25 protein-coding genes are annotated in these 20,226 nt (G+C 42.2%); 24 read left to right on the top strand and 1 reads right to left on the bottom strand.

The window, feature by feature from the left end; all coding sequences use genetic code 11:
- Positions 1-147 precede the first annotated feature (147 nt).
- The 9 genes from ACQCVH_RS13820 to ACQCVH_RS13780 all read left to right on the top strand — a co-directional run bounded on the left by ACQCVH_RS13820 (position 148) and on the right by ACQCVH_RS13780 (position 10,283).
- The gene (locus tag ACQCVH_RS13820; RefSeq protein WP_426836243.1) at positions 148-1,044 is read left to right on the top strand and encodes a phytoene/squalene synthase family protein; all 897 of its coding nucleotides are present in this window, start codon (positions 148-150) and stop codon (positions 1,042-1,044) included.
- On the top strand, positions 1,034-2,530 hold the full coding sequence (locus tag ACQCVH_RS13815; protein WP_224905870.1) for a phytoene desaturase family protein: 1,497 nt from the start codon (positions 1,034-1,036) through the stop codon (positions 2,528-2,530). Before ACQCVH_RS13820 ends, ACQCVH_RS13815 begins: the two co-directional genes overlap by 11 nt.
- Positions 2,523-3,920: an aldehyde dehydrogenase family protein gene (locus ACQCVH_RS13810; protein ID WP_426836242.1), complete on the top strand. Its 1,398-nt coding sequence runs from the start codon at positions 2,523-2,525 to the stop codon at positions 3,918-3,920. Before ACQCVH_RS13815 ends, ACQCVH_RS13810 begins: the two co-directional genes overlap by 8 nt.
- Positions 3,908-4,405 (top strand): glycosyl-4,4'-diaponeurosporenoate acyltransferase CrtO family protein, encoded by a 498-nt coding sequence (locus tag ACQCVH_RS13805; RefSeq protein ID WP_426836241.1) that lies wholly within the window; start codon positions 3,908-3,910, stop codon positions 4,403-4,405. Before ACQCVH_RS13810 ends, ACQCVH_RS13805 begins: the two co-directional genes overlap by 13 nt.
- A gap of 32 nt (positions 4,406-4,437) precedes the next feature.
- Positions 4,438-5,964, top strand: coding sequence for a phytoene desaturase family protein (locus ACQCVH_RS13800; protein WP_426836240.1), 1,527 nt, complete (start codon positions 4,438-4,440; stop codon positions 5,962-5,964).
- A 56-nt stretch (positions 5,965-6,020) separates the two neighbouring features.
- Entirely contained in the window at positions 6,021-7,127 is a 1,107-nt protein-coding gene (locus tag ACQCVH_RS13795; RefSeq protein ID WP_426836239.1) for a glycosyltransferase, read from the top strand.
- Positions 7,128-7,469: 342 nt separating this feature from the next.
- Positions 7,470-8,483, top strand: coding sequence for a helix-turn-helix transcriptional regulator (locus ACQCVH_RS13790; RefSeq protein ID WP_426836238.1), 1,014 nt, complete (start codon positions 7,470-7,472; stop codon positions 8,481-8,483).
- 41 nt (positions 8,484-8,524) lie between these two features.
- Positions 8,525-9,319 (top strand): SDR family NAD(P)-dependent oxidoreductase, encoded by a 795-nt coding sequence (locus ACQCVH_RS13785; protein ID WP_426836237.1) that lies wholly within the window; start codon positions 8,525-8,527, stop codon positions 9,317-9,319.
- 139 nt (positions 9,320-9,458) lie between these two features.
- The gene (locus tag ACQCVH_RS13780; protein WP_426836236.1) at positions 9,459-10,283 is read left to right on the top strand and encodes a class I SAM-dependent methyltransferase; all 825 of its coding nucleotides are present in this window, start codon (positions 9,459-9,461) and stop codon (positions 10,281-10,283) included.
- A 59-nt stretch (positions 10,284-10,342) separates the two neighbouring features.
- On the opposite strand, the gene ACQCVH_RS13775 is transcribed toward ACQCVH_RS13780, so the two are convergent.
- Positions 10,343-10,837: a DUF3995 domain-containing protein gene (locus ACQCVH_RS13775; protein ID WP_426836235.1), complete on the bottom strand. Its 495-nt coding sequence runs from the start codon at positions 10,835-10,837 to the stop codon at positions 10,343-10,345.
- A gap of 153 nt (positions 10,838-10,990) precedes the next feature.
- On the opposite strand from ACQCVH_RS13775, the gene modA reads away from it, so the two are divergent.
- The 15 genes from modA (at position 10,991) to ACQCVH_RS13700 (ending at position 20,115) form a co-directional block, all read left to right on the top strand.
- Positions 10,991-11,785, top strand: coding sequence for a molybdate ABC transporter substrate-binding protein (gene modA, locus ACQCVH_RS13770; protein WP_426836234.1), 795 nt, complete (start codon positions 10,991-10,993; stop codon positions 11,783-11,785).
- A gap of 155 nt (positions 11,786-11,940) precedes the next feature.
- Positions 11,941-12,516, top strand: a complete 576-nt coding sequence (locus ACQCVH_RS13765; RefSeq protein WP_426836233.1) for a YdhK family protein — start codon at positions 11,941-11,943, stop codon at positions 12,514-12,516.
- A gap of 169 nt (positions 12,517-12,685) precedes the next feature.
- The gene (locus ACQCVH_RS13760) at positions 12,686-13,276 is read left to right on the top strand and encodes a hypothetical protein (RefSeq protein ID WP_426836462.1); all 591 of its coding nucleotides are present in this window, start codon (positions 12,686-12,688) and stop codon (positions 13,274-13,276) included.
- Between the two features lie 168 nt (positions 13,277-13,444).
- A complete protein-coding gene (locus tag ACQCVH_RS13755; RefSeq protein WP_022543327.1) occupies positions 13,445-13,684 on the top strand; it encodes a helix-turn-helix transcriptional regulator in 240 nt (79 codons plus the stop codon).
- Entirely contained in the window at positions 13,674-14,024 is a 351-nt protein-coding gene (locus tag ACQCVH_RS13750) for a DUF2178 domain-containing protein (protein ID WP_426836232.1), read from the top strand. Before ACQCVH_RS13755 ends, ACQCVH_RS13750 begins: the two co-directional genes overlap by 11 nt.
- A gap of 46 nt (positions 14,025-14,070) precedes the next feature.
- Positions 14,071-14,940, top strand: a complete 870-nt coding sequence (locus ACQCVH_RS13745) for an ABC transporter ATP-binding protein (protein WP_426836231.1) — start codon at positions 14,071-14,073, stop codon at positions 14,938-14,940.
- Positions 14,924-15,649, top strand: coding sequence for an ABC transporter permease (locus ACQCVH_RS13740; RefSeq protein ID WP_426836230.1), 726 nt, complete (start codon positions 14,924-14,926; stop codon positions 15,647-15,649). The genes ACQCVH_RS13745 and ACQCVH_RS13740 overlap by 17 nt, the downstream gene beginning before the upstream one ends.
- Before the next feature lie 175 nt (positions 15,650-15,824).
- Positions 15,825-16,259 carry a DUF4181 domain-containing protein gene (locus tag ACQCVH_RS13735; RefSeq protein ID WP_426836229.1) on the top strand — a complete coding sequence of 145 codons (435 nt, stop codon included), beginning with the start codon at positions 15,825-15,827 and terminating at the stop codon, positions 16,257-16,259.
- 268 nt (positions 16,260-16,527) lie between these two features.
- A complete protein-coding gene (locus tag ACQCVH_RS13730; protein ID WP_426836228.1) occupies positions 16,528-16,818 on the top strand; it encodes a hypothetical protein in 291 nt (96 codons plus the stop codon).
- Between the two features lie 209 nt (positions 16,819-17,027).
- The gene (locus ACQCVH_RS13725) at positions 17,028-17,477 is read left to right on the top strand and encodes a hypothetical protein (protein WP_426836227.1); all 450 of its coding nucleotides are present in this window, start codon (positions 17,028-17,030) and stop codon (positions 17,475-17,477) included.
- A 34-nt stretch (positions 17,478-17,511) separates the two neighbouring features.
- Positions 17,512-17,739, top strand: coding sequence for a hypothetical protein (locus tag ACQCVH_RS13720; RefSeq protein WP_426836226.1), 228 nt, complete (start codon positions 17,512-17,514; stop codon positions 17,737-17,739).
- Between the two features lie 74 nt (positions 17,740-17,813).
- A complete protein-coding gene (locus tag ACQCVH_RS13715; RefSeq protein WP_426836225.1) occupies positions 17,814-18,287 on the top strand; it encodes a GNAT family N-acetyltransferase in 474 nt (157 codons plus the stop codon).
- A 115-nt stretch (positions 18,288-18,402) separates the two neighbouring features.
- The gene (locus ACQCVH_RS13710; RefSeq protein ID WP_426836224.1) at positions 18,403-18,846 is read left to right on the top strand and encodes a hypothetical protein; all 444 of its coding nucleotides are present in this window, start codon (positions 18,403-18,405) and stop codon (positions 18,844-18,846) included.
- Positions 18,847-18,898: 52 nt separating this feature from the next.
- Positions 18,899-19,456 (top strand): histidine phosphatase family protein, encoded by a 558-nt coding sequence (locus tag ACQCVH_RS13705; RefSeq protein WP_426836223.1) that lies wholly within the window; start codon positions 18,899-18,901, stop codon positions 19,454-19,456.
- A gap of 110 nt (positions 19,457-19,566) precedes the next feature.
- Entirely contained in the window at positions 19,567-20,115 is a 549-nt protein-coding gene (locus ACQCVH_RS13700; protein ID WP_426836222.1) for a GNAT family N-acetyltransferase, read from the top strand.
- Positions 20,116-20,226 lie beyond the last annotated feature (111 nt).

Genomic DNA, 20,226 nt, shown 5'->3' with positions numbered 1-20,226 from the left:
TAATGTGTTCTTCAGCACATTCAAGTTTTTGCAGGGAAATATCAGGGTATAAAATAATTTTAAGGGTGCAGACGCATCAGCGGAAAAAGGGAAATCGGCGGTTAACATATTTCACTGATCTTGAAAACAGATCCAAAGGAGATGAATATGGACAAAGAGCAAAGGCAAGCGGATTTTGATTATTGTGAAAGAATCATAAAAAAACATTCCAAAAGCTTTTATTACGCCTTTTCACAGCTGCCCCGTGAAAAAGCAAATGCCGTATATGCCATCTATGCTTTTTGCAGGACCGCAGATGAATGTGCAGATGGAAAACATTCATCCAAGAAGAAAGTACAGCTGCTGAGACAATTAAAGAAAGAACTGGACTTGTTCAAAGATCATGCTGAATTGGACAAACCGTTATGGCGCGCGCTCAGACATGTATTCAATACATATGAAATGGATATCAGCCCATTTTATGACCAGCTGACCGGTCAATCCATGGATTTATCATTTACCACCCCGAACACAATGAAGGAACTGGAAAGATACAGCTACTATGTAGCCGGTTCTGTCGGTTTAATGCTTCTGCCTATAATCGCTTCAAAACCTGCAGCAAATTTGCATCCAACTGTAATAAGTCTTGGCGTGGCCATGCAAATAACCAATATTCTGCGTGATGTTGGCGAGGATTACCATGAGAAAAAACGCATCTATCTGCCCGGAGAAGAAATGAATCATTTTCAATATACACAGAATGATTTACATAAAGGCTTAATCAATGAACAGTTCATCAGCTTATGGGAGAAGCTTGCTACACGTGCCGAAGCCTTATATAACGAATTTTTACTCAGCATAGAACTGCTGGATGCAGACAGCCGGATACCCGTCTATCTGTCTGCCCACGTTTACAGGGGCATACTTGATGCTGTACGGAACAATGGATATCAATGCCTGACCAGACGGAATTATGTCACAAAAGAAAAAATGGCCCAGATCAATGCTGCAGTTAAAAGAGTTTTTGATTTGCGGGAAGGAGATGCATTAACAGTTGAAAAATAAAACCGTACTAGTCATCGGAGGCGGACTCGGCGGTCTGTCGGCTGCCATTTCACTTGCTCAGGCCGGATACGATGTCTCCTTATATGAGAAAAATGAACATATTGGCGGAAAGCTGAACAGGCTCGATCAGGATGGCTTTGGATTTGATCTGGGCCCATCCATCCTGACGATGCCGCAGATTTTTGAAAAATTGTTTGCTGCCAGCGGGAAATCCATGAAGGATTATGTCCCGATTGAAAAGCTGGATCATCAGTGGCGTTCCTTTTTCCCTGATGGAAATGTCATAGACTTGTATGAAGATCTGAAGGAAATGCAAGAGAAGAACGCATCCTTGAGTGAAAAGGACATGCAGGAATATCAAAATCTGCTTAACTATTCGAAACGGATTTATGATCTGACAGATAAAACCTATTTCCAGCATGGCGTTGATACGACGAGAGAAATCATGAAGCATACGGGTCTGTTCACTGCATTGAGGAACTTTGATCTATTTTCTACTGTTCATGGAGCCATTGATAAGCGGATCAGCAATGAACAGTTCCGCGATATGCTTTCCTATTTTATCAAGTATGTAGGTTCGTCCCCTTATGATGCACCGGCGGTTTTGAATATGATGATCTATATGCAGCATGACCAGGGAGTCTGGTATGTACCCGGCGGACTGCACAATCTGGCAGGCGGCCTGGTGAAGCTGGCTGAAGAAGTGGGTGTGAAGTTCCACCTCGGCAGGAAGATCGTCAAGCTTGAAAAAAAGAACGGCGAAATTACAGGAGCCGTTATGGAAGACGGAACCGTACTGACCGCCGATTATTTTGTTTCCAATATGGAAGTCATACCGGTATATGAACGATTGCTGGAGGAAGACAGTTCTTATGTAAAAAAATTAAAGAAAAAATTCGAGCCGGCCAGTTCCGGCCTCGTCATGCATTTGGGCGTGAAAAAGAGCTATCCGCAGCTGCGCCATCATAATTTCTTTTTCGCAGAAAATATGAAGCAGCAAATGCAATCGATCTTTCATAAGCATGAACTGCCGGAAGACCCTGTCATTTATTTAGTCAACGTCAATAAAACAGATCCTTCGCAGGCACCTGACGGACATGAAAATATTAAGGTGCTGCCCCATATTCCATATATCCGGGATCAGAAGCCTTTTACGCAGCAGGACTATGAGCAATTCGCTGAGCGGGTTCTGATTAAACTGGAAAGAATGGGCCTGCACGATCTGCGGGAAAATATCGTCACAAAGGATGTATGGACACCAGAGGATATCAGGCGGATGTATGGCTCTGACCGTGGTGCCATCTATGGAACAGTATCAGACCGCAAGAAAAATAAAGGATTCAAGCACCCAAAACAGAGTGAACGCTATAACAATCTGTATTTTGTCGGCGGAACCGTGAATCCAGGCGGCGGTATGCCTATGGTCACCTTAAGCGGCCAGCTCGTAGGCAAGAAAATTGTTCAGCGGGATTCTTCCCATGCCTGACAATGACAGACAATCTCTGGAATCATTGCCGGAAAGGCAGAGGGAGGACTTGTTTTCGGAGGGGAGCCCCTCACTTGAAGCGCGCAAAAAACAGCTTTTGAAGCTGAAAAGCATGCTTGTGGAGAATGAAGAGGCATTGATCAAGGCCCTTCATGCAGATTTGGGAAAACCGGCTTTCGAAGCCTTTTCATCTGAGATTGCCGTTTTATTGAACGAGATCGATCATGTATGCAAGCATATAGCGAAATGGAACCGGGAATCCCGATCCCGCTATCTTAAGTTGGGATATGTGGAAGCGGTTAAAAGAAAGCGGCAGCCATATGGGAGTGTCCTCATCATCGGTTCGTGGAATTACCCGCTCCAGCTTACCCTGATGCCTGCCATTGGTGCAATCGCCGCAGGAAACCGCAGTGTGATCAAACCATCTGAACATGCACCGGCAACTGCTGAGCTGCTGAAAGAAATCATCAATGATGCCTTTCCTCCCGAGCATCTGCTTGTTGTGACTGGAGATGCTCAGACCGCGAGCCTGCTGACCGCAGCCCCTTTTGACCTGATCTTTTTTACAGGCAGCAGCCAGACAGGAAAAGCTGTGGCAGAGCAGGCAGCCAGACAGCTCACTCCGGTAATACTCGAACTCGGCGGGAAAAATCCGTGCATCATTGATGAATCAGGGCTTTCAAAAGAGGCCATCAGGGAAATTGTCTGGGGTAAGTTCCTTAATGCGGGGCAAACCTGTATTGCACCGGACACTCTTTTTATCCAGGAGTCCATTTTTGAAAAAACGCTGAATGAAATTTCCGCTTCAATCTCCGCTTTTTACGGAGAGCATCCACAGGCAAACGGTGATTATGGGCGAATCTGTACAGATTCACACTTTGAGAAGGTGGTTGATTTTATCGGACAGGGTGATGTCCGGCATGGCGGGTCCTATGATCGCGCCGACCGGTTCATTGCACCGACCGTTGTAACGGATATAAAACCTGGAAGCCCGATCCTGGAGGAAGAAATTTTCGGACCGGTCCTTCCTGTCATTCCTTATACAGACATGAGGACGTTATTATCCAGCGGCAGCATTCAGCGTGATGCACTTACGGGGTATATATTCACTAAGAACAAGGAAGACATTCAGCTGTTCAAGGAGCATATGCGGTCGCCAACCATCAGCGTCAATCAGGTGATCCACCATGCCGCGAGTCCGCATATCGCATTCGGCGGGGTTGGAAGAAGCGGATACGGTGCTTATCACGGCAAAGCGGGCTTTCTGGCTTTCAGTTATGAAAAAACAGAATACAAAACCTATCATTACATTCACTTTCAAGGTAAGTTTCCGCCGTATTCTGACCAAAATATGAAAGCTTTGAAAAAGTTAAGGAAATGGCTGCTGTAATGATTGTTTCGCTTCCTTTATATTGGATTATTGTCTTGGATATGATTGCATGGACATTTTTCCACCTGTCCATCTCGGCCATTTGCCTGAAGCTGCCTTTATCCTGGTTTTTAAAAGACACCTTCTGGTTTCAGATTTTCTCCTGGGAAAGATCCGGAGAATTGTGGCAGCGTTTATTCCGGGTAAAAACATGGAAAGGCTATCTTATAGATGGCACCATTTTTCTCAAAAAAGGATACAGTAAAAAGGAGCTGCATGGCATTGGGCCGGGGGACTTGGCAATCTTTGCTGCGGAAACAAAGCGCGCTGAATTGACACATTGGCTTTCCATCCTGCCTGCCCCGCTGTTCTTCTTGTGGAATCCAGCAGGGGCGGGCTGGGCAATGATTCTGTATGCCCTTGGTTTCAACCTTCCCATTATTGTTGTCCAGCGCTACAATCGGGGGCGCATGACTGCCATTGCTTCAAGGCTTGCTAAGAAATGAAGCGGAATTTTGTTTGGAAATGAGGGATTTACATGAGTAAGAAAGTTATTGTCATCGGCGCGGGTGTAGCCGGGCTTGCCACTGCCATAAGGCTGCAGCATGCAGGATACCAGGTGGAGATATATGAAAAAGGACAGACACCCGGCGGCAAAATGAACCGGATTGATCTGGATGGCTATAAATTTGATCTGGGGCCAAGCATCGTCATGATGCCGGATTTATATCAGGAAATATTCGAACTGTGCGGCCGCGATCCGGATGATTATATTCCAATGGAAAAGCTGGACCCGATTTACCGGGCTTATTTCAGTGATATTCCCGACCAGCCTTTTGATATCTCATCAGACCTTACCAAATTGACAAAGATGATTGAATCGATCAGCGAAGATGACACGGCAGGCTTTTTTCAGTATCTGCAGGAAATTTACAAGCGCTTTGTCATCGCGAAGCATCATATTCTTCAAAGGCCATTCCGCAAAAGGTCTGATTTTTATAACCTCCCGATGCTGAAGAAAGCCTTGAAACTGAAACCATATGACACTGCCGAAACGTTCATAGGAAAATATATTAAGAATGAACGGCTGAAACAGCTGATCAGTTTTCAAACATTGTACATAGGCATTTCCCCTCTTAAAAGCCCTTCTTTTTACACCATGATCCCGATGATTCAATTTTTGTATGGAGTATGGTTTATTAAAGGCGGTATGTATACGATGGCCCTGGCCATGGAGAGGCTCTTCGGGGAACTGGGAGGAACCATTCACTATGGCAGGGATGTGCAGGAAATATCCATTCAAAATGGCCAGGCAGACGGAATAATCGTGGATGGCCAAAAGGTTTCATCAGATTATGTTGTCTGCAATGCTGACTTCCCGCATGCGATGAAGCACCTGGTGAAAGACACGGCCGCCAAAGGGAAATATACCGATAAAAAAATCGACAGCATGAAATACTCTTGTTCATGTTTTCTTTTATATCTCGGCATGGACCGCAAATATGAAGAAATCGACCATGTACATAATTTTATTTTCAACGAAAATCTTAATAAGAATCTGGAGGACATTTTTTCCGGAAAGAAACTGGAGAATGCCTCCTTTTATGTATATATCGCTTCAAAAATGGATCCCTCCCTTGCACCCGAGGGGAAGGATGGATTGTATATCCTGATGCCCGTCTCCGACAAATCTACAGCAGACTATGAATGGGACGAGGAAACCATTTCATATTATCGAGGCTACATCTTGAGTGAGTTGAAAAAAATCCGCGGCTTTGAAAATATCGAAAATGAGATTGTCACTGAAACGTATACAACACCACAGGATTTCGAGTCGAAATTCAATGCCTATAATGGTGCCACGTTCGGCTTGCAGCCCATTTTGAAACAAAGCAACCACTATCGTCCGCAAAGCAAGGCCAGCACTTGTGAAAATCTATACTTTACCGGAAGCAGCACACATCCCGGCGCCGGTGTCCCGATCGTGCTGCTCTCCGCCAGGATCACCGCACAGGAACTGATTCAGGACGATACAGGCATTCTGTATGATTACTCAGCGAAATAAGGACTTGCAGGGGATCATAAAAGCTGTGTGCCGGCACGCAGAGGAAGGAGGCAGGTATGGCAGCTGCAGAAGCAATTAATCTTGCTGTTGGATTTCTGGCATTTATCGTTGGCATTATGATGTTCTGGTCTTTGCCGGTCCCTGTTTTCTCCTCCAGGCTTAAAGAGAGTCTCCCGTTTTTGTCCATCATTATTCCTGCGAGAAATGAAGAAGGCAGGATTCCACCGCTTCTCCAATCATTGCAGGAGCAGCGCTTCAGATATTTTGAAATTCTGGTCATTGATGACGATTCATCTGACAATACCAGGGCTGTTGCGGAAAGCTATGGTGCCAGGGTTCTGCAGAATGCTGGCTCAGGTAAATCATCCGCCTGCTGGCAGGGTGCTGAACACGCTAAAGGAAACTGGTTGTTATTTTTAGACGCAGATACGAGATTCACCAGTGCGGATGGACTGAGAAATCTGCTGCATTTCTATCAGGGGAAGGGAGCACGGGGCATATTGGCATTACAGCCCTTTCATACCGTTGAGCGCTTGTATGAACACCTCTCCGTTGTATTTAACATCATTGTCGTGGCGGGGATGAATCTATTTACAATCTGGGGGTCGAAATTTAAAACCGCCGGCTCATTCGGGCCATGCATTCTTTGTAATCGGGACGATTACTTTTTGAGCGGAGGGCATAAAAAAATCGAGGGAGCCATCATGGACGACCTGGCACTGGGAGAGGCATTTCTGGAGCATGATCTCCCGGTCCGCTGCCTCGGCGGCAAAGGGATTATCTCCTTGCGCATGTACCCGGAAGGCTTGGGCAGCCTTATCGAGGGCTGGTGCAAAAGCTTTGCCGTCGGCAGCAAATCTACTCATCCAGCCGTCATGCTGATGGTCATCTTCTGGATCGCTGGCAGTTTCATCGCTGCCGGAGCATTGATCTCTTCCATTACAGAATGGAACCCTGCCGCCATGATATTCAGCGGAATATTGTATATCCTCTATAGTATCCAAACAGCATGGTTTGCCCGCAGGGTCGGCAACTTCAGATGGGTAATCTTCCCTTTCTACCCAATATTATTCCTGTTCTTCGCAGGAATCTATCTCTACTCCTTCATCCGTGTGAACATATTCCATTCGGTGAAGTGGAAGGGGCGTAATATTAAGGTTTGAGCCAGGGGGACAGGTACCTTGGCTCTTTTTTGTGGCGGGGCGGAGCGAGCGAGGGCCAGGGGGAGGGCCAGGGGGACAGACCCCTTGGCCCTTTTTTGGAGAACCAAGGGGACAGGTCCCTTGGTTCTTTTTGAGGCGGTCGAGGGCACTGTCCCAGTGGACTTTCAATTTGAATTCAATATTAATCAAAGGTTTGAAATTTGACGCGGTTTGCAAGTGGAATGTCGCTATTGGCTAGTCACAGGACAGGTTAAGGATGGTAATATAATATCTGTTCTGTTAAACAAGCTGAAACGGTATTTGAATTTTGCAAATGTGCAGATGGCTAAAGGAGGGACGATTATGACATCTCTTACCCGAATAAAAATGCCGGCAGGGTTTTGGGCTGGATTACAGCAATTAGGGATTTCCGCACAAGATGTGGTTCGAAAAGCACGAGTGCCGCTCACTATTTTGAATGAACCAGTTGTTACTGCTGCTCAGTATTTTGCAATCTGGCAGGCATATTCAGACATGGTTGACGATATTGCGAAAGGAATCATCAAACTTACAACAGTCTTTGAAACGTCTCATTATCCACCGGCGATTTTAGCGACCTACCATGCTCGTGATTACCGCGAGGCACTAAAACGAATGGTCCGGTATAAGCAGCTGTGTCCTCCCGAAAGCTTACGAGTCACTGAGGAAGGCGAGTATTGCCATATCGATTTGGAATGGCAGCATACCGGGGAAACTGGTCCTCCGATGCTGGCAGGCATTACATTATCATTTCTTCTAGAGTTAGGGAGAAGAGGCACAGGTAAACCTTTGACTGCGGGATTCGTTGAATTTTCGCACCCAATGGGCAACGTAAACGAGCTTGAAGCTTATTTCGGCTGCAGTATCCGGATCGGAGCAGATAGGAACCGTTTAACCCTGCATCGAAAAGATCTGGACCTCCCTTTTATCTCGTATAACTTAGAATTGCTGGAAGCTTTGACGCCTGTATTGGATCAATCATTGAACGAAGAGCAGCGCAGCCGCTCAAACACCGAAGTGGTTAAGTGGATCATCGAACGCAGCTTAGCAGATGGGCGTCCCGACATTCATACTGTCGCGAGCGAACTGGGAATGAGTGATCGTACCCTACAGCGCCGGCTAACGGAAGAAGGTACAAGGTTCAATCATCTGCTGGCAGAAGTTCGGCACAATCAGGCGCGGAAATACCTATCAAACCCTTCTTTAGATATTAAAGAAGTGGCATTCCTGGTTGGCTACGAAGATCAAAATGCGTTCTACCGTGCCTTTCGCCTTTGGGAAGGAGATACTCCTTCAAATTGGCGTAATGAGCATATGGGGGCAAACTCAATACATTAACCTTTTCTATTTAACACGATTTACAAGCAGGGGGAAAATTAATGGACATGGGTCTAAAAAATAAAACGGCTTTAGTTACAGGCTCCACCAGAGGCATTGGAAAAGCAATTGCTATTGAACTTGCCAAAGAAGGGGTTAATGTACTGATCAATGGAAGAAGCGGTGAAGAGGTAGAACGAGTTGTGAATGAAATGAAGTTGGATTTTCCGGATACCTCTCCCGGGAATGCAGCAGCCGACATAGTGGATCGCAATCAAAGAGAAGCCTTGTTTAGAAAGTACCCCCATATTGATATTTTGGTTAACAATATGGGTATATACGAAATCATGGAATATGAAGATGTCGACGATGAGATTTGGGAAAAGTACTTTCGGACTAATGTTCTTGCCGCAAATGGATTATCTAAATTTTATTTACCGAAAATGCTGAACAATGGCTTTGGCCGTGTTATCTTTATTGCAAGCGAGGAAGCAGTTATGCCTTCTGGACAGATGCCGCAGTATTGTATGACAAAATCAATGGTATTATCATTATCTAAAAGCTTATCTAAATTAACAAAAGGTACGGAAGTCACAGTCAATACCATCATGCCAGGGCCAACACTCTCTGAAAATGTGCATCAAATAATTGAGGGGATCTACCCAAATGAGGATATGAGTTTCTCGGATAAAGAGAAAAAATTCATGAATTTAAACCTGCCCCAATCTGAATTACAGCGATTTATCAGACCGATAGAAATAGGTCGACTAGCTGCATTTGTATGCAGTCCCTATGCAAATGCATTTAAAGGCTCCCCCATCCGTATGGATGGAGGAATGGTGCCAACTATTTATTAAAAAAACCAAGGGAGCCAAGGGGACAGGCCCCTTGGCTCGTTTTATAAAACCAAGGGTAGAACCAAGGGGACAGACCCCGTGGCTTTTTTTTGAAATTGGGCCGGGGGGTCTGTCCCCATGGCCTCTAGGAGGCAGCTGAATGACAAAATTTGAGACTAATGAAATGACTCAATCCTTTATCAGGAAATATAAACTCTTTGAAGAAGATACTGTACAGCAGATCCAGCTGCAGCACCGGCTTGATCTGGCTGCGGCCTTTCAGATCAAGGAAGGCATGCGTGTGCTCGAGGCAGGCTGCGGACAAGGAGACACAACGGCGGCTCTTGCAGATGCAGTAGGGAATGACGGATTTGTTGTGGCGATGGATGTTGCCAGTCCGGATTATGGAGCTCCGTTCACTTTGGAACAAGCTGCAGAAAGAATTAAAAAATCCTCCTTAGGAGGCCGGATTTCTTTTCACTTTGAAACCGATCTTGATAGCTTTACAGGGGTGGCTCCTTTTGATGTGGCAGTTCTGTCTCATTGCTCCTGGTACTTTAAGCATCCGGGGGATTTACTCCGGACTTTCACCAGACTGCGCCAGCTGGCAAAAAGGGTATGTTTTGCAGAGTGGGACCTGGATTTTACAAAAATGGACCAGCGTGCCCATTTCTGTGCTGCATCCATTCTCGCTTTATATTCCAGTTTTATAGACAACGAGGGGAATATCCAGAATTTGTTCCATAAATCCCGTATCCAGGAGCTGCTGAAGGAGGCAGGATTTACAGTTGAGGATCATTTGACTGTTGATGCGTTCTATCTGCAGGATGCCAAATGGGAAAAAGATTTTGCGAACAGCATCCGGCCTGAATTCTTAAAAGCACCTGAAATGGTCCAGACCTTAGTCAACAGCTATTATGAACTGATGAATCAAAGCAGTGATAATGAAATGTCACTTGATAGTTTTATAATTTGTGCAAAATGAGCCAAGGGGGACAGGTCCCTTGGCTCTTTTGGGCCGAGGGACCTGTCCCCCTGGCCTTTTTAAACAAATGATGCCAGAAAAAAACTAAGGCTGATCCATACGCAAATTGGTGAGTAGAGGGCGGTATCTTGTTTTGCAAATCTAGTATGTTTGATTTTCTTGAAAAAGCCTACATATCTGCCATCTCCAATAGCGCGCAGCAGGAATACAGTTCCACCAGCTATACAAAGCCATTTTGAAAGAGGGGAGATTTTGATGATGGTGATTAAATCTGCTTGAACCAATAAAAGTACAGATGCAAAAAAGCAAAGCAATCCGATAAAAAGTGTGCCTGCCATTCTTGGCTTTAAAACTGGCAACTGACTATCATCCTTAGTTGGAAGGACCATATTTACTCCCCACTTACCCCCAAATGCCCAAAAAACGTGTAATATACCAATACTGATTAATATGAGAGACGTTATACTTATTATAGCGTTTACCAAAAGACCACCTCTTCTGCTGTTAGGATCCTTTGTTACTAAATTTACTGTATCATAATTATACTTATTCATTTCTCAATTCAGCACAAATTTTGCCAAGGAAGAACCAAGGGAACAGGTCCCGTGGCTTTTTTGGGCCGAGGGACCTGTCCCCTTGGCCTTTGCAGCCATAAATAGTTATATTTATGTATATATAGTTTTGTTTAGTTGGAAAGGAAGAAATATATGAAAAAGCAATTTATTATTTTGTTTTATGTCCTGCTGCTTGCAGTGATGGCAGGGTGTTCGGGTAATGAAGTTAAGGATGGACAAGAGGGCGGTGGTGAGAAGAAAGAGGAATTGACAGTTTCTGCTGCGGCAAGCCTTCAAGATGCTTTAAATGATATAAAAGCTTCTTTTGAAAAAGAACAGCCTAGTGTGACAGTCAATTTTAACTTTGGGGGTTCAGGGGCACTCCAGCAGCAAATATCCCAAGGAGCACCGGTTGATCTCTTTTTCTCAGCAGCAGAAGACAAATTCGATAATCTCGTAGAGGATGGGGTAATTGATAGTGCCGATGGATTGGATCTGGTCGGAAATGACCTTGTGCTGATCGTGCCCAAGAATTCTAAAAAAAGGATTCAATCGTTTGAAGACCTGGCTAAGGCCGATAAAATCTCAATCGGCACCCCGGAGGCTGTGCCCGCAGGACAATATGCCAAAGATACTCTGGAATATTTAAATGTATGGGAATCTATCAAAAGCCAAGTTGTTTATGCAAAGGATGTCAGGCAGGTCCTTACATATGTAGAAACAAACAATGTTGACGCAGGCATCGTCTACAAAACAGATGCCATGGTTTCGCAAAAGGTAAAGATTGCAGCAACTGCGGAAGAGGATGCCCATGCCCCCATTATTTATCCTATGGGTGTGATCAAGGATAGTAACCATCCTGAAGAAGCGCATATATTTTACGATTATCTGCAAAATGAAACTTCTTTGAAGACTTTTGAAAAGTATGGGTTTAAGGGTTTGAAATGAATTGTGAATGAGTTCTTTTGTATTAAGCTGCCAAATCAGGCGGCTTTTTTTATATGAATGACAGGACAATTCTGTTTAAAAATAATTCTTAATTCTTATATTTGTTCATACCATATGGGGGTATAATAAAAACATCTAACAATATTGGGGAGTGAATGGGAATGAAGAAAAAACTAATTGGTGTTCTTAGCCTAGCTGCAGTTATTGGCTTAAGCGGCTGTGGCAATGATTCAAGCACAGAGAATCATAATAACAAAGCTGAAGAGGGACAGAGTGACCATTCAGAGCATTCGGAAATGAACCATTCTAATTCCGGAGAAGTGCCTAAAGGGTTAAAAGAAGCAAATGATCCCAAATATCCAGTCGGAAGCAAAGTTATTTTAGAAGCCGGCCATATGGAAGGAATGGAAGGTGCTGAAGCAGAAATTTCCGGTGCCTATGATACTACAGTTTATGCCGTTTCTTATGCACCAACAACTGGTGGAAAAAAGGTGGAAAATCATAAGTGGATTATCCAAGAGGATATAAAAGATGCTGGAGATTCTCCCTATAAAGTGGGAGAAGAAGTCACTTTGGACGTGGAGCATATGGAAGGAATGAAGGGTGCTAAAGCTGTAATTGATTCAGCAGAAAGTACGACTGTTTATATGGTTGATTTCACGCCGGCAACAGGTGGAGAAAAAGTGGAAAATCACCAGTGGGTCACAGGCGATGAGCTTTCAGCGAAATAGAATTTTCTATACGAACGGGTATTTAGGTTAGCTGCCGAATTTGGGCGGCTTTTCTTTTTGGGAGGGGTGGAGCCACATCGTTTTGAGTTACGCGGATAGATGATTGATTTTACCATTTTATGTTAAAATTATATTGATTATTATCTCAGGAGGCGATAGCTTGAAGCGTATGCCATTTGAACCGCCAACACAGCACTACAGCCCAGAATTAGAAGGTATTGATGAGCAGATTTGCCATTTGATAAGACAACGGCAGGAACTCTCCAATAATGACCCTGGTTTTCCAACTAAAGATCTGATTGCAGAGTGGTCCAGCAAATATGGCTTTTATGAGGATTTTCTAAATAGTGTTTTTTCCACTTTTCTAAATGAAGAGGTGTTTAAACCTGTTGTTGAACCAGAAGAATTTCTTAAAAACATACCCGTTTTAAAATCATTTGAAAAAGATGGCGTATTTTATACAGTAGCATTTGTACGGCAATATAATAATGCAAGTGTCGTTCATTTTACTATTGATAAAGAAAGCATGGATGAAGATCCAAGAAGATATGAAGATTATCCCTTTTTTGAACTTTCTATAGAAGGTGATGCAGTTGAATATGACTGCCGGAACAACTTTGGAGGAGGATCAGGAACACATTACTCTTACCCATTCACCGTATCGCCTCCTTTACCTGATAACCTATCAAATATTAAGTTCAACTTTAAAGAATGCAAATTCCCGCTTCACAAACCAACAGGATTTGAATTTGTTATTTGAGCCAAGGGGACAGGTCCCTTGGCTCTTTTTTGTGACTGGGCCAGGGGACCTGTCCCCTTGGCATTGTTAAAGTAACTCGAACTTAAGTTAAAAAATAATTAAACAAAGTATAAGTTTACTTTACTTTTATATAAAAATGGTTTATATTTTATTCAAGAGGTGATGGTCATGAAGAAAGATTTTGGTGACTCCATATCAAACAAGGTTTATGAATACCGGGTACTTGCCAGGATGTCTCAGCAAGAATTGGCTGAGCAAGTCGGGGTCTCTAAACAAACCATCTTCGTAATGGAAAAAGGGAATTATGTTCCCACGCTGCTGCTGGCTTTTCGTATTGCTGAATTTTTTAAGGTTGATGTAAACGATATTTTCACTTATGAGAAAGGAAATGATTCTAATGGAAATTAAGTCTATATCAGATATCCCCAACGCCATTTTTTATCCTTTGAAGACATGGGCCGAACAATCCTCCGGGAATTGGAATATCCTTGTGGGCATCGGTTTTTTACTGCTCATAGGCAGTGCCATTTTTGCTTATGTTTTTTATAAGAAGATTGGGCAGGACGACGAACGGACCAATAAGATCTTTTTAAAAAGCAGTTACTTTATGCTGATGGCCATTATTATATGTGACACGATCTTTCCGAAGGACTATATGTGGAATATATTTTTCCTATTTAAATATGCTTTGGCAGTTCTGGCTTGCGGCATTTATTTGGCATTCCAATATAAAAAGGATTTCACGTAAGGAAAGGCCGAAGAGAGAAGGACAGCTTAGGATGGAGGGTTAGACAATGTTGATAAGTAATCTAACTAAGCAATATGGAAATTCAATAGTCTTACACGATCTCTCTTTAGAGCTCAATCCTGGAGAAATCGTCGGTCTGGTTGGCAGAAATGGCGCTGGAAAAAGCACTCTGATGAGGATTATAGCGCAAACTATTCGAACCTATGAGGGATCAGTTGCTGACAACCATCAGGTAGGATACTTAATAGAGGAACCCAAACTATTCAGCAATAAAACAGGAATTTTCCACTTAACCTATTTTTCAGGAATTTACGGAAACACTTTTGAGCTAACCGATTACGAGGAGCTTTTACGGAACCTGCAGTTATTCGATGTCTTGAATAAAAAGGTAAAGGAATATTCACTTGGAATGCGGCAGAAGCTGGGAATTGCCATAAGCCTGCTGAATAATCCAAGCTATATCGTATTAGATGAACCTACTAATGGCATGGATGTGGAAACGTCTTTTGAGGTTTTGCAGCAGCTGAGAAAAATGGCTGATGAGCGAAAGGTCGGTATCCTGATTTCCAGCCATAAGCTTGAGGATGTTGAAGCGGTCTGTGAACGGGTTTTATTCATAGAGGATGGCGCAATTGCTGCTGAACAGAACTTTTTAAAAGGAGAGCAGCGTATGATCAGGCTAGTCTTTGATAATCCGGATGATTTAGCCGAATTCACTTCGGAGCAGCATTTCGGAAGGGTAATCCATTCGGGCGACAAAGATATTCAGTTTGAAACAGCTGCGGAAAACGCTGAAATTTTTCAAATGATAAATCGCCTGGGCATCCGGCTGACCGATTTTACTGCGGAGAAGAAAACCCTGCGCAGTGTCTATATGAACAAATTCAGAGGTGAAAATCATGACCATCAGTATTAACAGATATGTGGTTTATAACCTGAAAGAGCTGCTTAAAAATGGCTATCTGGCTGCTGGTTTGCTGGGGGCGTGTGTACCTGCAATGATTATGGCTTTCGTGATTCTTAAGGGGGGCACTCCGTTCAACATCAAGCATGTTTCTAATTTTTACTGTATGCTGGGCATGCTCGCGGCAGTCTTAATGCCGCTTTACTTTATCAACAGAGACTACTCGGCCAAAACGATCTCTTTGATTAATAACTCAGTGAAGAACAGAAGAAACTATGTTTTCGCTAATGGTATTATCGCACTTTCGGTAAGCTTCCTTTATGCAATGATAGGAATTGTGCTGTTTCAAGCGGCAAAAATGCTGGGAATATCCGGTGATTTAGAGCTCTCTTTCCTGGCTGGCTTCTCTGTGAATGTCTTTCTCCTGGTAATGACCTATTTCTTATTAGGCTATCTGTTATTCTTATATAATTTTCGCAGTGGTGCGGTATATGGAATTTTAACAGCCACACTGCTGTTTTTCCCCAATGCCCTGGCCAGTATCCAAGGAATGACCCATAACGGGTTTCTTTCAAAAATCATTGAGAACTTTCCCGGGTACTTCTATCCCATCATGGTCGGATCAAATCCGCTCTCTCCTCTGCAATATTCAATTGGCTGTCTGACACTGGCCGTTTTGTTTGTGGCTGTACTTAAAAAAAGTGAAAGAATCGAAATATAGAGCCAAGGGGACAGGTCCCTTGGCTCTTTTTGAAACTGGGCCAGGGGACCTGTCCCCCTGGCTTAAAAGGGAAAAATTTGAAACTATTTTACCGAGTTATCCGTATATTGTATAGAATATTAAAAATACATTGAGTATTTAAAGTGTAAATACAAAAGTATAGGCGGTTTTTGTTATGTATGTATACGATGTTGAACCTGACATTGGGGCGAGACTAGCGTTATTTTTAGCGATCAATCTAACATTGTTGTTTAGCTTTAATATATTAGCGAGAAAATGGTTTAAAGTGGAGAGTAAGAAATTCTTTTCTTATAACCATGTGAATGATAAACATATGAAGATTGATTGGGCAATCAGGCTTACGTCAATGGCCAGCATTTTGGTGGGATATGCGATAAACATCACAAGAGACCCATCAGACTGGTATTGGTTTTTACAGCCGTGGTTTTTCCTTCCTGTTTTTATCGTCATTTCTCAAGCAGTCACAGCAGTCATGGAAAAGAAGTATGCAAAGAATCCCAATGCCTATAAAGTAACACTCAGTGAGTTAATATTTATACTTATATTGTTTTTTTTACTATACCAGACAGATTTTTGGGGATTAGGGTGAGCCAGGGGGACAGGTACCTTGGCTCTTTTTGAAACTGGGCCAGGGGACCTGTCCCCCTGGCTCCAAGAGGAGGGTGATTTTTATTAGGAAAGCAGTTCAATTTTTTGTGCTTGTTTTTATTTTAGGTCTGTTTGGCTGCTCGAAAAATCCCATAAATGATGATGATGTTTTAGAATTGCTGAAAGTATATAAGAAGGAACAATATACAATTGAGGAGCCCTCTGATCCGCCCGCAAATGATAAAATAGTTCAACGAGTAAAGCCATAGTTGAGCACAGAAGCACTAGAGAAACTGAATGCAAATCGTGTCTTCAGCATTGCACCGGATATTGCGTCTAGCACAAACAAATCTATTAAGGTGAACGATGTTCAGATTAAAGAGCAGGAGAAAAATGAAGATGGGACAGCTGATTATACTTATACTGTAGAAATCCAGCTTGGTGAAGGGGCTAATGCAGAAATCATTAAAAACAATGGACAATTAACCGTTTCACCTGAAGATGGATTGAAAATTATTAGGGACTGGGAAGAAAAAGATCATTTTAAAAAATTTAATTAGAGTTTAGCTGCCAAACCAGGCGGCTTTTCTTATACCCAAAAAGGGACAGTATATCGAAAGAAGGACATGGAGAATAAAAATAGAATCTATTGATAGAAACAATAAGGAGGTGATGCATAGGTTCATGATTATTTTAAAAGCCATGCAGCCTCTTGTTTTTAAAAGGGATATAAGAGTTAGAGAAATAGTATCAAAAAGGAAGTTGCCATTTGAAAAAAATAGTATCAGTCATAATGTTAATCCTTGTTTTATTAATGGCGTCATGCAGCAAAACAGACTTTGAAGATGGCAGCCTGATTCACGATGAGCAAACACAATCTGCAGAACAATTGAGTATGGCTGTTGAGGTAGGATTCAGTGAAAAAGAATTTGCTGAGTTATGGAAGTTCTTTAACTTTGATAAAGACCCTCCCAGTGTTGATTTTGAAAAATCGTCTATTTTAATCGCACAAACAATGGAAAACTCTTGTCCTAAGGAAATTGAAAGACTAGAGTTGGACAGCGCAAAAGAATATTTAATAATTGAAACTGCGCAAAAAGAGACTACCTGTAACGACATTGGAATTCCAAAGACTTTTGTATTCAAGATAGACAAAGAAAAGTTTGAAAAAGTTAAAATGGTCAGGTTTGAAGGCGAGGAATTTGCCTTAGAAGATTAAACTTCAAAGGTATTATTTGAATAGGAGAAAACAGATGAAGTCACCATACAACAAGGTATATATACCTTTGACAATTATTGCAATTATTGTATTGATCCTGCATAAAACAGGGCCGCTTGCTGGGCAATTAAGACTTGTTGGCTTTGCTCTCTTCACTATACTTTGTGCTGCCTTAGTTATTGAAAATAGAAGAACTAAAAGAAAAGCATTAGCGGCTATTGTTTATTTCCTGTTTGGACTTGGTTTGTACAAATGTAGTTAAGCGCATTATCGTTGCCAAGGCGGCTTACCATATCTCCTAAAAGATTATGTTTTATTGAAAAGGAGGATCAATATATGAATATTTCAATCGATACAGCAAAGATTGATGACCACTGCGCTATTAATTTAATAGTTAAAGAGGGGCAGGATGAACATTCAGAAGCACTGCCTTACATATTTAATAAGGTTGACCAGGTTATGCCTGAAAGCTACTACCGTGAATTGCTGGAAGATTCAAATTGTGAAATACTAATTGCAAAAATCTCTGAAGAAATAGTGGGGTTTGCGGTTATGGAATTAAATGAATCTCCACCTTTTGACTCAATGGTACCAAGGAAATTTGCTTATATGAATGATTTTGGCATAAAGAGGAGCTGCCAAAGAAAAGGAGTAGGGAAAACCTTATTTGAAGCGTGTGTGGAATGGTCTAAAAACAAAGATGCTCCTTCCTTAGAACTGAACGTCTGGGAGTTTAACAAAACGGCCATTTCTTTCTATGAGAATTTTGGAATGGAAATCATCAGCAGAAAAATGACATTGCGTTTATGAATCAAGGGGCTTGTCCCTTGGCTCTTTTTAGGCTGAGCCGAGGGACCTGTCCCCTTGGCATATCCCCTTGGCGTATCAACATCAGGAATAATGGTCAATTGGGGGAAGTGAACAAATGGATAATAGTGTTGGCATATTTAAAAACAAAGTTGATGATAATATGATTTTAGTTCCATTTGGAGTTGACGAAAGCGGTGTATCACGAGGGCTGAAGAAATATAAAAGGGTCAATAAGTCAGAAGGTTCCATGATTGTTGGTGCCAGTTTGAAAGAGTGTTTCGATATCATCATAAACAATGAATATACTATCGAAGATATGAAAAATGTGGATATAAAACGGATTACTGGCGATAAGAGTGAAAAGAAATTTACTGAAAAGCATCTATATCAAATTGTTTTTTTGGTTCAGCACAAAGGCTTCGAATTTGAACCTAAAATTCGGGACGAACAATACAACTGTTATAGCGGAAATGGCTGGGTATCAGAAGAGCTTTTGCTAAGTGCTTCTAATGAAGAACTGGGAGAAGCAGTGTTTAGGACGTTTGAACTTTGTAAATGAAGAACCACAGGAACAGGTCCCTGTGGCTTAATATAGGAGAGGATGGACAAGCTTGCTAACAAATTTGTACTTTGTACGTCACGCACATTCCACTTATACACCTGACGAATTAGCAAGGCCTTTATCAATTAGAGGCTTTGCTGATGCAGAAAGAATCACTGGCATTCTTGAAAAAGAAGACATAGATATTGTCATCTCCAGTCCATACAAGAGGGCGGTTCAAACGGTTGAGGGAGTCGCAAAGATTATAGGGCAGGAGGTAATAATTGAGGATGGATTTAGGGAACGAAACTTATCTGCCAACCCTGTTGAGGATTTTAATTTAGCTATTGCGAGGGTTTGGGAGGAACCTTCTTTTTCTTGGGAAGGGGGAGAATCTAATATTAATGCCCAGAAACGGGGTGTTAAGGCGACACTAAAGGTATTAGAAACATATGAGGGTAAAAATATTGCAGTAGGAACACATGGCAATATAATGGTACTGATTATGAATTACTTTGATAAAAAATATGGCTTTAGTTTTTGGAAAAACCTTAATATGCCGGATGTCTACAAATTAACTTTTAATAAAAGGGATCTGAAAGAAGTTAATAGAATTTGGAACCGGTAGAATGTTGCTTAACTACAGCTGCCAATTTAGGTGGCTAACAAAAGGGTCAGATTTTAGATTAGGAAAAGCTTTTAAAAGAATAGAAATATACATAAAGTCTTTAATGGGAGTTGGAGAGTTTGGAAAGGCGTCAGTTACCCAGAGTAATACTTAGGGAATTATCTCTTGATGATGTTGAGGACCGTTATAAATGGTGTCTGGATAGAGAGGTTACAAAATATCTAAATATGCCAAGCAAATATCCGCCGTTTAGCAGGGAAGAGACAGAGAAGTGGATTGAAATGTGTATGAACCGAGCGAATGGCTATGAACAAAGAGCGATTATGACGGAAGAAGGAAAGCATATTGGCTGGGTAGATTTAAAGAATATAGATCAATTGAATAAACACGCTGAGCTGGGGATAGCTATCGGTGATAAAGATTACTGGCATAAGGGTTTCGGTTTAGCAGCTATGCAGGAAATGCTGAAGGCGGGCTTTAATGATTTAGGTCTAAATAAGATTTGGCTTAGGGTAGAAGTGGATAATGACAAGGCGATTAAGTCATATAGTAGAGCAGGATATAAAGAAGAAGGTATCCTGAGGCAGGATAGATTGAGAAATGGAAAATTTGTTGACCGTCTTAGGATGAGTATTCTTAAAGATGAATTCTTCGGATAACAGTCAGTATATTTATGTTCCAAACCGCTGCCAAACCAGGCGGCTTTTTTGTATTTCTCAAAAGTGTCAGTTTTTTTATGGGAAGGTAAATATTGGATTTTTGTAGAAGTT

The organism is Bacillus infantis (genome assembly GCF_050107595.1).
Taxonomy (GTDB): domain Bacteria; phylum Bacillota; class Bacilli; order Bacillales; family Cytobacillaceae; genus Bacillus_AB; species Bacillus_AB infantis_C.
Note: the sequence above shows the minus strand (reverse complement) of the source record. Positions and strands in the feature narration are given on the sequence as shown.